Below are 12162 nucleotides of genomic sequence, written 5' to 3' on the forward strand. Positions count from 1 at the left end.
CAGCACAGCCGGTACAGAGGTGGGACGTTCTGGGGCCCGGTGTGCGCACACCGTCGGCTCCGGCTCCTGGGAGGTGACGCAGAGATTAAGAGGACTAGACCAGTCGGTCAATAGGTCTGGACCAAGTTGTTGAACGCAAGATCGATGGCCGCCCCTGTGAGCCAGCCCACAGCCGGTCACTCGCCTGGCCCACGATCAGGCGTGGCACACTGGCCTCGTACCACAAGCAGCGCACTCCGGGGTCGGTGTAATTCCGAACCGGCGGTTACAGTCCGCGACCCGGCCGCCTCCAGCGGTCGGTTGACCAGGTGAAATTCCTGGACCGACGGTGAAAGTCCGGATGGGAGGCAGTGCGCGGCGGGCGGGCATCTCATGCACGCCGCCGACTTGGCTTGTTCCTGGCCTCGGCCAGGGGCGGTTCCTGGGACCTCCCGGGGACAGGTCTCTTTCGGCGACGACGTGTCGGTGGATGTCGTCGCCCGTACGTGTCGTCGTCATCGACAGCCCCGGAGTCCGTGCCCGAAGAGGCAGGAGGACCCGGTGGCCACCGCCGTAGCCGAAGCAGCCGCCATGCGGCGCGCCGTCGAGCTCGCAGCGCTCGGTCTCGGAGCCACGAGCCCCAACCCCGTCGTCGGCTGCGTCGTGCTCGACGCGTCCGGCGAGGTCGCGGGGGAGGGCTGGCACCAGCGCGCCGGCGGCCCGCACGCCGAGGTCAACGCCCTGCGCGCGGCCGGTGAGCGGGCCTGCGGCGGCACCGCGCTCGTCACCCTGGAGCCCTGCAACCACACCGGCCGCACCGGCCCCTGCGCTCAGGCCCTCATCGACGCCGGGATCACCCGCGTCGTCTACGCCGTCGGCGACCCCGACCCCACCGCGACCGGCGGCGCGCAGACGCTCCGTACGGCCGGGATCTCCGTCGAAGCCGGCCTGCTCGAAGCGGAGGCCGCGCGGGGCAACGCCGCCTGGCTCACCGCCGTACGCCTCGGCCGCCCCCACGTCACCTGGAAGTACGCCGCCTCACTGGACGGCAGGATCGCCGCCGCCGACGGTTCGAGCCGCTGGATCACCTCCGCCGACTCCCGCGCCGACGTGCACCGGCTGCGCGCCCAGAGCGACGCCGTCGTCGTCGGCTCCGGCACCCAGCGCGCCGACGACCCGCACCTCGCCGTGCGGGACGTGGCGGGCGCCGTCCAGCCGCTGCGCGTCGTCGTCGACACCCGGGGCACCGCCGTCACGCCGGGCGCCCGCGTCCTGGACGCCGCGGCGCCGACCCTGATCGCCGTGGCCGAGGACGCCCGCCCCCGGCACGGCGCCGAGACCGTCCGGCTCCCGCGCACCGAGCACGGTCTGGACATCCCGGCCCTCCTCGACGTCCTCCACGGGCGCGGAGTGCGCTCCGTGCTCCTCGAAGGCGGCCCGACCCTCGCCGGCGCCTTCGTCGCCGCCGGCGCCCTCGACCGCGTCGTCGCCTACCTCGCCCCCGTCCTGCTGGGCGCGGGCCCCACCGCTCTGGCCGGCGGCGGAATCACCACCATCACCGAAGCGTTGCGGCTCGACGTGAGCGAGACCGTCCGCCTCGGACCCGACCTGCGCATCACCGCGACCCCCGTAGCGAAGGAGCACTGACGTGTTCACCGGAATCGTCGAAGAGCTGGGCGAGATCACCGCCGTCGAGAACCTCCCCGACGCGTCCCGGTTCCGCCTGCGCGGCCCCGTGGTCACCGAAGGGGCCCGGCACGGCGACTCCATCGCCGTCAACGGCGTGTGTCTGACGGTCGTGGAGCACGAGGGCGACGAATTCACCGCCGACGTGATGGCGGAGACCCTGAAGCGCTCCAGCCTCGGCGCGCTCACGGTCGGCTCCCGCGTCAACCTGGAGCGCCCCACCTCGGTCGGCGCGCGCCTCGGCGGGCACATCGTGCAGGGCCACGTCGACGGCACCGGCGAGATCCTGGCGCGCGAGCCCTCCGAGAACTGGGAGATCGTCAAGGTCTCCCTGCCCGCCGGCCTCTCCCGCTACGTCGTGGAGAAGGGCTCCGTCACGGTCGACGGCGTCAGCCTCACCGTCGTCGACGCGGGCCCCGACTTCTTCACCGTCAGCCTGATCCCCACCACCCTCGCGCTGACCACCCTCGGCATCAAGCAGCCCGGCGACCCGGTCAACGTCGAGGTCGACATCATCGCCAAGTACGTGGAGCGCCTCCTCGGCGACCGCGCCCACGCCCCCGGTCGGGAGGCCACCAAGTGAACTGGCTCAACAGCGAGGCCTTCACGGCCTTCGACCAGCACATCATGTGGTCCGACATGATCGGCAACACCGTCGGTCTCATCGCCCTCGCCCTCGGCTGGCGGCGCTCGATATGGACCTGGCCCGCCCAGTTCCTGTCCGGCGTCATCCTCGTCGCCGCGTACGCCGCCGCGGAGCTGTCCGGCGGCGTCGGCAAGCAGTTCCTCGTCATCGGCGTCGCGCTGTGGGGCTGGCGGCAGTGGACGCGCGGCAAGCGGCAGGCGCAGGACGGCTCCATCGCCATCCGCTTCGCGAGCTGGAAGGAGCGGGGGATCCTCCTCGGCGGCACCGCCCTCGGCACGCTCGCCGTTGGCGCGCTGTTCACCGCCGTGCCCTCGCTGTCCTGGAACCCCTGGCCGGACGCCTACATCTTCGTCGGCACGCTCGCCGCGATGGTCGCCCAGGCGCGCGGCCTCGTCGAGTTCTGGTTCGCCTGGCTGCTCGTGGACGTCGTCGGCGTGCCCCTCGCCTTCAGCAGCGGCCTGGCCTTCTCCGGCCTCGTCTACGTCGTCTACCTCGCCCTCGTCCTGTGGGGCATGCGCGACTGGTGGCTGCGCTCCCGCGCGGCGGCCTCGAAGCACGTCATCGAAGGAGCCCCGGCATGACCACGGCACCTGTCCGATACAGCACGGACGACGTCGAGGACTTGTCCCTCGACCCCGTCGAGCAGGCCGTCCGCGACATCGCCGCGGGCCGCCCCGTCGTCGTCGTCGACGACGAGGACCGCGAGAACGAGGGCGACCTCGTCGTCGCCGCCGAGATGGCGACCCCCGAGATCGTCGCCTTCATGATGAGCGAGTGCCGCGGCCTGATCTGCGCGCCCATGGAGGCCGAGGAACTCGACCGGCTGCGCCTGCCGCAGATGGTCGAGAACAACACCGAGTCGATGAGCACGGCCTTCACCGTCTCCGTCGACGCCTCGGCCGCCCACGGCGTGAGCACCGGCATCTCGGCCGCCGACCGCGCCACCACCCTCCAACTGCTCGCCCGCGGGACGGCCGCCGCCGACGACTTCGTGCGGCCCGGCCACATCTTCCCGCTGCGCGCCCGCTCCGGCGGCGTGCTCGCCCGCGACGGCCACACCGAGGCCGCCGTCGACCTCGCCCGCCTCGCGGGCCTGCGCCCCGCCGGCGCCATCGTGGAGATCGCGGGCGAGGACGGCAAGATGCTCCGCCTGCCGGAGCTGATCCCCTTCGCCCGCAAGCACGGACTGACGATCATCTCCATCGCGGACCTGATCGCCTACCGGCGCTCCAGCGAGCCCACCGTCCGCCGCGAGGCCGAGGTCAAACTGCCCACCGCCTTCGGCGACTTCACCGCCTACGGCTACCGCTCCACCGTCGACGGCGTCGAGCACGTCGCCCTCGTCCACGGCGAGCTCGGCGAGGGCGAGGCCGTCCTGGCCCGGCTCCACTCCGAGTGTCTGACCGGCGACGTCTTCCACTCCCTGCGCTGCGACTGCGGCCCGCAGCTGGAGGAGTCCATGCGGCGCATCACCGAGGAAGGACGCGGCGTCCTCGTCTACCTCCGCGGCCACGAGGGGCGCGGCATCGGCCTGCTCTCCAAACTGCGGGCCTACGAACTCCAGGAGCGCGGCAGCGACACCCTCGACGCCAACCTGGAGCTCGGCCTGCCCGCCGACGCCCGGGACTACGGCGCGGGCGCGCGGATCCTGGACGACCTCGGCGTGCGCAGCGTCCGCCTGATGACCAACAACCCCGACAAGACCGACGCCGTCCTGCGGCACGGCCTGCGGATCACCGCACGGGAGCCGATGCCCGTCACGGCCGGCGAGCACAACCTCCGCTACCTGCGCACCAAGCGGGACCGGATGGGCCACGACCTGCCCTGGCTGGACACCCCCGGCGTCTCACCCTGCGGCAACCAGTAAGACACCCCCCAACTTTCCACGACTGCTGTCGACGGACCCGAAGGAGAAGCGCGTGAGCGGCAAGGGCGCACCCGAACTGAGTGTGAAGAACTGCGGAGACCTGCGGGTCGCGGTGATCGCCGCGCAGTGGCACGAGAAGGTCATGGACGGCCTCGTGAACGGCGCCCTGCGCGCCCTCGGCGAGCTGGGCATCAGCGAGCCGACCGTCCTGCGCGTGCCGGGCAGCTTCGAGCTGCCGGTCGTCGCGAAGGTCCTCGCCGAACGCGGCTACGACGCCATCGTGGCGCTCGGCGTCGTCATCCGCGGCGGCACCCCGCACTTCGAGTACGTGTGCCAGGGCGTCACCCAGGGCCTCACCCAGGTCTGCGTGGACACCGGCGTCCCCATCGGCTTCGGCGTGCTCACCTGCGACACCGAGGAGCAGGCCCTCGACCGCGCGGGCATCGAGGGCTCCCGCGAGGACAAGGGGCACGAAGCGGTCACCGCGGCCGTGGCCACCGCGACCACGCTGCGCACCGTCTCCGAGCCCTGGCGCTGAGCGGCGCCCCCCGGCCGCGTAGAGTGAACGGCATCATGTCCAAGAAGACTTTCGAGGAGCTCTTCGCCGAGCTCCAGCACAAGGCCGCCAACGGCGACCCCGCGACCTCCCGCACCGCCGAGCTGGTCGACAAGGGCGTCCATGCCATCGGCAAAAAGGTCGTCGAGGAGGCCGCCGAAGTCTGGATGGCCGCCGAGCACGAGGGCAAGGAAGCCGCCGCCGAGGAGATCTCGCAGCTGCTCTACCACGTCCAGGTGATGATGGTCGCCCGCGGCATCTCCCTCGACGACGTCTACGCCCACCTCTGAGCCGCACGTCATCCGAGCCGGCCCCACACCCCTTCACGCAAAGGAATCCGACCTCATGCTGCGCATCGCCGTCCCCAACAAGGGTTCACTGTCCGGACCTGCGTCGGCGATGCTCCATGAGGCCGGCTACCAGCAGCGCAAGGAGTCGAAGGAACTCGTCCTCGTCGACCCCGAGAACGAGGTCGAGTTCTTCTACCTCCGGCCCAAGGACATCGCGATCTACGTCTCGGCCGGCCGGCTGGACATCGGCATCACCGGCCAGGACCTGCTGGTCGACTCCGGGGCGAACGCCGAGGTGATCCTGCCGCTCGGCTTCGCCCGCTCCACCTTCCGCTTCGCCGCCAAGCCGGGCACCGCCCACGGCATCGAGGACCTCGCCGGCAAGACCGTCGCCACCTCCTACGAGGGCATCGTCGCCAAGCACCTCGCGGACCACGGCGTCGACGCCTCCGTCGTCCACCTCGACGGCGCCGTCGAGACCGCCATCGAACTGGGCGTCGCCCAGGTCATCGCGGACGTCGTGGAGACCGGCACCTCCCTGCGCAACGCGGGCCTTGAGGTCTTCGGCGAGCCGATCATGAAGTCCGAGGCGGTCGTCATCCGGCGCGCCGGCGCCGACGGCGACGACGACAAGGTGCAGCAGTTCCTGCGCCGCCTCCAGGGCGTCCTGGTCGCCCGGTCGTACGTGATGATGGACTACGACTGCCGCGCCGAGCACCTGGAGCGGGCCGTCGCCCTCACTCCCGGCCTCGAATCGCCGACGATCTCCCCGCTGCACAACGAGGGCTGGGTGGCCGTGCGCTCCATGGTCCCCGCCAAGGAGGCGCAGCGCGTCATGGACGACCTGTACGCCCTCGGCGCGCGGGCCATCCTGACCACCGCCATCCACGCCTGCCGTCTCTGAACCGGCCGGAGCCCGCATCCCATGTCCGACCTTCCCGCCCTGCCCGTCACCTTCCGCCCCCGGCGGACCCGGGTCGTCATGCTCACCGCCGGGGCCGCGATGTTCGTTGTCCTCACGGTGATCGCCCTGCTGCTGCCCCACCTCAGCGCGGGGGAGCGGACCAGCTTCGTGTTCACCGGCGCCCTGCTCTTCGGCGTGCTCGTGCTGCTCAGCAGGCCCAAGGTGGTCGCCGACGACTCCGGCGTGACCGTCGTCAACATCGCGACCAGCAGGCGTCTGGCCTGGGCCGAGATCATCCAGGTCACCCTGCGCCCCGGCGACCCCTGGGTGTTCCTGAACCTCAGCGACGGCACCAGCCTGCCGGCCCTGGGCATCCAGCCCGGCATCGCCAGGCAGCAGGCCATCGCCGACTCCCGGGCCCTGCGCGCCCTCGTGGACGCCCGCACACCGCCGGGCGACTGACATCGCGCGCAGTGTCTTGACGTTCTGATTAATCTGGTGGCGGGGCACGCAAGGTGTGCCGCCCCGCCCCTGACGGGCCCGCCCGGCCCCCAGGGGCTCCTGCTACCCGAGGAGTGACACCCTCCGGCGATGGACGGATCGTCCTGTAGTACCTGCGCCGCCCTCTCCCGACACACCGGGAACCGAACGACCGGAGGGGCGGCGGCATGACAGTCCCCCTGCTCCTCCTCGCGGCGGCATTCCTGCTCATTCTCGCCAACGGCTTCTTCGTGGCGGCCGAGTTCGGCCTCGTCACCGTCGAGCGGGCCGACGCGGAGAAGGCCGCGGCCGACGGCGACCGCCGGGCCCGCACGGTCGTCGGTGCCCTCAAGGAGCTGTCCTTCCAGCTCTCCGGCACCCAGCTCGGCATCACCATCACCTCGCTCGTCGTCGGCATGCTCGCCGAACCGGCCCTCGCCCACCTGCTCGCGGGCCCGTTCACGGCGCTCGGCGTCCCCGAGGGCGCCGTCGGCGGGGTCTCCGTGATCGTCGGCATGCTGCTGGCGTCCGCCGTGCAGATGGTCGTCGGCGAACTGGTGCCCAAGAACTGGGCGGTCTCCCGGCCGCTGCAGGTCGCGCGGTTCGTCGCGGGCCCGCAGCACGCCTTCTCGCGGCTCTTCCGGCCCGTGATCGCCCTCCTGAACGCCGTGGCCAACCGGCTGGTGCGCGCCCTCGGCGTCGAGCCCGCCGATGAACTCGCCTCGGCCCGCACCCCCGGCGAACTGGTCTCCCTGGCCCGCCACTCGGCCCAGGCCGGCACCCTGGAGCAGGACACCGCCGACCTGTTCGTCCGCACCCTCTCCCTCGGCGAGCTGACCGCGCAGCACGTCATGACGCCGCGCGTGAAGGTCAGCGCGCTCCAGTCGTCGGCGACCGCCGAGGACGTGGTCAACCTGACGCGCGCCACCGGCCTGTCCCGCTTCCCCGTCTACCGCGAGCGGATCGACGAGATCATCGGCATGGTGCACCTCAAGGACGCCCTCGCGGTGCCCGCCCACGAGAGGCTGCGCACCCCGGTGAGCCGCATCGCCCGGTCCCCGCTCCTGGTCCCCCAGACCCTCCCCGTGCAGCCCCTGCTGGGGCGGCTGCGCAGCGAGCAGCCCATGGCGGTCGTCGTCGACGAGTACGGCGGCACGGCCGGGGTGGTCACCCTGGAGGACATCGTCGAGGAGCTGGTCGGCGAGGTGCGCGACGAGCACGACCTGCACGACCTGCCCGAGCTGTGCGCGGCGCCGCCCGAGGACGGCAGGCCCGCGTGGGACGCCGACGGCGGCTGCCGTGTCGACACCTTGCAGCGCATAGGCCTCGACGTGCCCGAGGGGCCCTACGAGACCGTCGCGGGCCTCGTCGCCGACCTGCTCGGACGCATCCCGGCCCCCGGTGACCGCGCCGAACTCCCGGGCTGGCGCCTCTCGGTGCGCCAGGTCGGGCACAACCGGGCCGAGCGGGTCAGGATCGCCGTGACGGCGGACGCCCCGCTCGCCGCGAGCGCCACGGAGGCGAGCCGATGAGTCTGCTGCAACTCCTCTTCGCCGTGCTCCTGGTGCTCACCAACGGCTTCTTCGTCGGCGCCGAGTTCGCGCTGGTGTCCGTGCGCCGCAGCCAGATCGAGCCCCTGGGGACCAAGCGGTCCCGCCAGGTCCTCCACGGCCTCGAACACCTGCCGCAGATGATGGCCGCCGCCCAGTTCGGCATCACCGTCTGCTCCCTGACGCTCGGCGCCGTCGCCGAGCCGACCGTCGCCCACCTCCTGGAGCCGCTCTTCCACGCGGTCCACCTGCCCGAGGGCATGGTCCATCCCCTGGGCTATGTGATCGCGCTCGCGGTCGTCGTCTTCCTGCACCTCGTCGTCGGCGAGATGCTCCCGAAGAATCTCGCGATGGCGGCGCCCGAGAAGACCGCGCTCTGGTTCAGCCCGGGCCTGGTCACCTTCGCCCGGCTGTGCCGGCCGGTGACGGCGGCCCTCGGGGCGTGCGCGCGCCTCGTCCTCAGGCTCTTCCGGGTGGAGCCAAGGGACGAGGTCGAGGCGGTCTTCACCAGCGAGCAGCTCAACCGCCTCGTGGAGGACTCCGGCCAGGCGGGCCTGCTCGACCCCGAGGAGCAGGAGCGCCTGGAGGACGCCCTGGAACTGGGCTCGCGCCCGGTGACGGACGTCCTGCTCGACCGCGCGTCCCTGGTGAGTGTGGACGCCTCGGTCACCCCGGGCCAGGTCATCGACCTCACCGGGCGCACCGGCTACTCCCGCTTCCCGATCCAGGCGCAGAACGGCGCCTTCATGGGCTACCTCCACGTCAAGGACGTACTGGACCTGGAGGAGACCGAGCGGGCGGTGCCGCAGCAGGTCTGGCGCCCGATGACGACGCTGCGGGCGGAGCTCCCGCTGGACGACGCCCTGACCGTGATGCGCCGCGCCGCGACCCATCTGGCGCAGGTCGCCGACGCCTCGGGCAAGGTGCTCGGCCTGGTCGCCCTGGAGGACGTCCTGGAACTCCTGGTCGGCAAGGTCCGCGACCCCGCGCACCGCGTCACCGTGCCCCGCAGGGCCCAGGACACCAAGGGGACCCGGGAGAAGCTCGACGGCGCCCTCGTCGGCCGGCCCGGCTGACCGGCGGGCCGCGGGCCGTGCCCCGGACTCACATCCCCGGCGCGTCCCGCGGTCCCCGCCCCGACAGCACCTCTCCATAGGCCTGCATCAGATCGGGGAGCCGCAGCGTCGACAGGTCCTCGCGGCCTGGCTCACCGGGATAGCCCGAGAGCCGCAGATCGCGGTAGGCGCAGCTCTTCTCGTAGAGGGTGCGCAGGAAGCGGCCGTTGCCCAGCTCGTCGATCCAGGCCTGGTCGACGACGTGCCCGCTGATGGAGCGCAACTCTTCGAGCGCCTCCTCGTCCCACTTGTCGCCGTTGTCGGCGGCCAGCACCTCGCCGATGGCGGTCAGTTCCAGGGGGCGGTACGAGGGAAAGTCGACGCGTGTCGTGAAGCGCGAGGACAGACCCGGGTTGACGGCGAGCAGCCGGTCCATGCCCTCGGGATAGCCCGCGAGGATCACCACGAGGTGATCGCGGTTGTCCTCGGCCCGCTTGAGGAGGACCTGAAGGGCCTCGTCGCCGTACGCGTCGCCCTTGCCGTAGCCGGAGTTGGACAGGGAGTACGCCTCGTCGACGAAGAGGACGCCGCCGATCGCCGAGTCGATCAGCTCATTGGCCTTCACGGCGGTCTGCCCCAGGTACTCGCCGACGAGGTCGGCGCGCTGGGCCTCCACCAGGTGGTCGCCGCCGAGCAGCCCCAGCGCGTAGAAGACCCGGCCGAGGATGCGGGCCACGGTGGTCTTGCCGGTGCCCGAGGGGCCGGAGAAGACGAAGTGCCGTTTCGGCGGCTGGACCGGCAGGCCCTGCGCGGCCCGCAGCCGCGCCATGTTCAACTGCGCCGAGAGCGCCTTGACCTGGCGCTTGACCGGATCCAGGCCGACCATGCCCTCCAGCTCCGACAGGGCGGCCGCGAGGAGCGCCGGGTCGGTGGTGCCCGGGGGCGGCTGCGCGGGGCCGGGCTTGATCGGGATGATCGCCTTCTCGCGGACGGCGTCGGCCTCGGACCGGCCGGGGCCGTTCTGCCCCGCCGGACCGGTGTTCTGCCCCGCCGGTCCGCTCGGTCCCGGCGGGCCGCCTCCCGGGGGCGGCTCGGGGGTGACCTTCACGTCACGGCCCTCGGTGCCGAAGAGGACGTCGATGCCGTCGGGCCCCTCCAGCGCGTCCTGGCCGCCGCCCGCCAGGCTGATCGCGGCGGCCAGATCGGCCGCCTCGTCGTAGCCGTCGCCCTCGGAGATGGCCGCGAGCCGCGCCGAGGTGTCCATGAAGGAGGAGTCGACCCGGTGCACGGCCCGGTACAGGGGCAGGGCGGCGGCGGAGCGGCCGGTGCCCTCGTGGGCCCTGGCCAGCCAGTACCGCAGCTCCTTGCGCTGGGGCTGCTCGCTGCGGCAGCGCATCAGGGCGGTGGACAGCAGCGGCTCGGCCTGCCCGTACATCTCCAGGCGCACCCGGGCCATGCCGCCGAACAGCCCGGCCTCGATGCCGAGCATCGGGTCGTCGATCAGCGGGTCGGTGTGCCGGACCAGCTGCTCCCAGTCCTTGACCAGATAGGCGCGGCAGGCGTGCAGGAAGCGCACCTGCGGATCCGCGTCGACGGGCGGCAGCCCCGCGAGCGCCCGGTCCAGCTCGGGGACGTGCCGGCCGTCCAGCCAGTGCGAGGCGTGCGCGAGCAGCAGATCCCGCGCGCTCTCCAGCACCGGCTGGACCCACCAGCCCAGCCAGTACCAGGAGTTGAGGGTGCGGGTGTGCCGTGTGCGCTGCTCCCCGAACCTGTCCCGGTGCTGGAACATCCGCAGCAGCGCCGTCGTCGTGTCGACGCGCAGCGCGTGCAGGCCGAGCCAGCCGTCGGCCATCCCCGGATCCATCCGCACCGCCGTGCGGAACTCCTCCTCGGCCTGCGGGTAGGCGCCCACCGTGTAGGCGTCGACGCCCCGCAGCCAGGCGAGGTCGGCCGGTGCGGGTGTGCCCATCGCGTCGAAGTCCATCACGTCCCCCACGAACCGTGCCCCCGTTTGCCAGCCACCGGGCCGGTGCCCGTCGGCCACTGCGCTGAACCGCCGTGCTGTGGACGGGAGTTGATCAGGCGCGCAGAGCAGCCGTCCGAAAAGGCGCACCGATAGGCATCGTACCTGCGCAGGAGCGGTCGGCCGTAGGGTGCCGCACCGCCGGATCGGCCGGAAAAGGGCGTCGGGGAGCGCGAGCGGTGGTAACCGAGGGTGAGCGAATGACGGCTCGCAGCGGCCGAAAAGTGGGCCCGGAGGGCAGAACGAAGCCCCCGATCACGGGGGAACAACCGGGGGCTTCGCGTCTGCGGGCGGTCTCGTAAGTCCGCACATCCAGAACGTAAGTCCTGTAAGGCCCCTGGGTCAAGCGGAGTTGGGGCACTCATGGAAACTGCCGGGGCCATGCGGAAGCGGCCCCCGAAAGGTTCAGCGGACCGCCGACGACCCATCACCCTGAGTGATGAATTCCGTTCCGACCGGTGTCCCACGGGGTCCCGGCTCCACCACGTATCCCTCGGGGCACTGCCGCACCAGAAGGTCGGCGAAGGGCCGGGAAGGGTCCTCGGTGAAGTGCTCGCGTTCCGCCGGTTCCCATCCGTCCCAGAAGTCCCGCTGGGCCGCCCCGTCCCGCTCGCGTCCACGCCGCCACGCCGTCGCACGCGGCACGTCCATCCACAGCACGGCCGCGAGGTGCGCCCGCAGCGCGCGGCGGCCCGCGCCCACCCCCTCGACGAGCACCACGGGCGCGGCCGGCAGGACCTCCTGCGCCGCGCCGAAGCGGCGCTCGTGCCAGTCGTACGCGGCATAGCGCGCGCCCTCGCCGCGCGAGAGCGGCCCCACGAGCCGCAGCGCCCGCTCCGTCCAGCCGAACAGCTCGCCGTGGCTCGCGAGATCGTCGAGCCGCAGCACCGGCGCCCCGCCCAGCGCCCCGGCCAGCCGGCGGGCGAACGTCGACTTCCCCGAGCCGGCGTGCCCGTCCACGGCGATCAGCCGCACCGGGCCGCAGGACGGCGGCAGGCTCCGCAGGGCGGCCGCGATACGGGGGAGCGGGGTGGCGGGGGTCGGCGCGTCAGGGGTCATCACGGCCAGCGTACGACCGCGGAAGCGGGTGTTCCGCGCGCCGCCGCCGGTCATGCCAGTGGTGGAG

12 protein-coding genes and 1 riboswitch are annotated in these 12162 nt (G+C 72.4%); of the genes, 10 read left to right on the top strand and 2 right to left on the bottom strand.

Annotated features, from left to right (window positions below; genetic code table 11):
- Window positions 1-227: 227 nt before the first annotated feature.
- Window positions 228-358, top strand: a riboswitch (FMN riboswitch).
- A 212-nt stretch (window positions 359-570) separates the two neighbouring features.
- The 10 genes from ribD (at window position 571) to ACZ516_RS26015 (ending at window position 9034) form a co-directional block, all read left to right on the top strand.
- On the top strand, window positions 571-1626 hold the full coding sequence (gene ribD, locus ACZ516_RS25970; RefSeq protein ID WP_469011848.1) for a bifunctional diaminohydroxyphosphoribosylaminopyrimidine deaminase/5-amino-6-(5-phosphoribosylamino)uracil reductase RibD: 1056 nt from the start codon (window positions 571-573) through the stop codon (window positions 1624-1626).
- Window position 1627: 1 nt separating this feature from the next.
- Window positions 1628-2248 carry a riboflavin synthase gene (locus ACZ516_RS25975; RefSeq protein WP_361078528.1) on the top strand — a complete coding sequence of 207 codons (621 nt, stop codon included), beginning with the start codon at window positions 1628-1630 and terminating at the stop codon, window positions 2246-2248.
- Between the two features lie 44 nt (window positions 2249-2292).
- Window positions 2293-2892 (top strand): nicotinamide mononucleotide transporter family protein, encoded by a 600-nt coding sequence (locus ACZ516_RS25980; protein WP_358582317.1) that lies wholly within the window; start codon window positions 2293-2295, stop codon window positions 2890-2892.
- Window positions 2889-4178 carry a bifunctional 3,4-dihydroxy-2-butanone-4-phosphate synthase/GTP cyclohydrolase II gene (locus ACZ516_RS25985; RefSeq protein ID WP_361078525.1) on the top strand — a complete coding sequence of 430 codons (1290 nt, stop codon included), beginning with the start codon at window positions 2889-2891 and terminating at the stop codon, window positions 4176-4178. Before ACZ516_RS25980 ends, ACZ516_RS25985 begins: the two co-directional genes overlap by 4 nt.
- A gap of 52 nt (window positions 4179-4230) precedes the next feature.
- Window positions 4231-4716 carry a 6,7-dimethyl-8-ribityllumazine synthase gene (ribH, locus tag ACZ516_RS25990; protein ID WP_361078522.1) on the top strand — a complete coding sequence of 162 codons (486 nt, stop codon included), beginning with the start codon at window positions 4231-4233 and terminating at the stop codon, window positions 4714-4716.
- Between the two features lie 35 nt (window positions 4717-4751).
- Complete coding sequence (locus ACZ516_RS25995) at window positions 4752-5024, top strand: phosphoribosyl-ATP diphosphatase (RefSeq protein WP_135330016.1); 273 nt, start codon at window positions 4752-4754, stop codon at window positions 5022-5024.
- 55 nt (window positions 5025-5079) lie between these two features.
- Complete coding sequence (hisG, locus tag ACZ516_RS26000; RefSeq protein ID WP_358582275.1) at window positions 5080-5928, top strand: ATP phosphoribosyltransferase; 849 nt, start codon at window positions 5080-5082, stop codon at window positions 5926-5928.
- Between the two features lie 21 nt (window positions 5929-5949).
- Window positions 5950-6390: a PH domain-containing protein gene (locus tag ACZ516_RS26005; protein ID WP_358582277.1), complete on the top strand. Its 441-nt coding sequence runs from the start codon at window positions 5950-5952 to the stop codon at window positions 6388-6390.
- Between the two features lie 206 nt (window positions 6391-6596).
- The gene (locus ACZ516_RS26010) at window positions 6597-7940 is read left to right on the top strand and encodes a hemolysin family protein (RefSeq protein WP_358698604.1); all 1344 of its coding nucleotides are present in this window, start codon (window positions 6597-6599) and stop codon (window positions 7938-7940) included.
- Window positions 7937-9034 carry a hemolysin family protein gene (locus tag ACZ516_RS26015; protein ID WP_358698602.1) on the top strand — a complete coding sequence of 366 codons (1098 nt, stop codon included), beginning with the start codon at window positions 7937-7939 and terminating at the stop codon, window positions 9032-9034. The genes ACZ516_RS26010 and ACZ516_RS26015 overlap by 4 nt, the downstream gene beginning before the upstream one ends.
- 28 nt (window positions 9035-9062) lie before the next feature.
- On the opposite strand, the gene ACZ516_RS26020 is transcribed toward ACZ516_RS26015, so the two are convergent.
- Entirely contained in the window at window positions 9063-10997 is a 1935-nt protein-coding gene (locus ACZ516_RS26020; RefSeq protein ID WP_469011850.1) for an AAA family ATPase, read from the bottom strand.
- A 444-nt stretch (window positions 10998-11441) separates the two neighbouring features.
- Window positions 11442-12095 carry a uridine kinase family protein gene (locus tag ACZ516_RS26025; protein WP_469011790.1) on the bottom strand — a complete coding sequence of 218 codons (654 nt, stop codon included), beginning with the start codon at window positions 12093-12095 and terminating at the stop codon, window positions 11442-11444.
- Window positions 12096-12162 lie beyond the last annotated feature (67 nt).

Source organism: Streptomyces sp. NPDC034037 (assembly GCF_055575715.1).

Coding starts and splice junctions, on each gene's coding strand:
- ribD (WP_469011848.1), top strand. CDS start 571: ATGCGGCGCGCCGTCGAGCTCGCAGCGCTCGGTCTCGGAGCCACGAGC.
- ACZ516_RS25980 (WP_358582317.1), top strand. CDS start 2,293: ATGTGGTCCGACATGATCGGCAACACCGTCGGTCTCATCGCCCTCGCC.
- ACZ516_RS25985 (WP_361078525.1), top strand. CDS start 2,889: ATGACCACGGCACCTGTCCGATACAGCACGGACGACGTCGAGGACTTG.
- ACZ516_RS25995 (WP_135330016.1), top strand. CDS start 4,752: ATGTCCAAGAAGACTTTCGAGGAGCTCTTCGCCGAGCTCCAGCACAAG.
- hisG (WP_358582275.1), top strand. CDS start 5,080: ATGCTGCGCATCGCCGTCCCCAACAAGGGTTCACTGTCCGGACCTGCG.
- ACZ516_RS26005 (WP_358582277.1), top strand. CDS start 5,950: ATGTCCGACCTTCCCGCCCTGCCCGTCACCTTCCGCCCCCGGCGGACC.
- ACZ516_RS26010 (WP_358698604.1), top strand. CDS start 6,597: ATGACAGTCCCCCTGCTCCTCCTCGCGGCGGCATTCCTGCTCATTCTC.
- ACZ516_RS26015 (WP_358698602.1), top strand. CDS start 7,937: ATGAGTCTGCTGCAACTCCTCTTCGCCGTGCTCCTGGTGCTCACCAAC.
- ACZ516_RS26020 (WP_469011850.1), bottom strand. CDS start 10,997: ATGGACTTCGACGCGATGGGCACACCCGCACCGGCCGACCTCGCCTGG.
- ACZ516_RS26025 (WP_469011790.1), bottom strand. CDS start 12,095: ATGACCCCTGACGCGCCGACCCCCGCCACCCCGCTCCCCCGTATCGCG.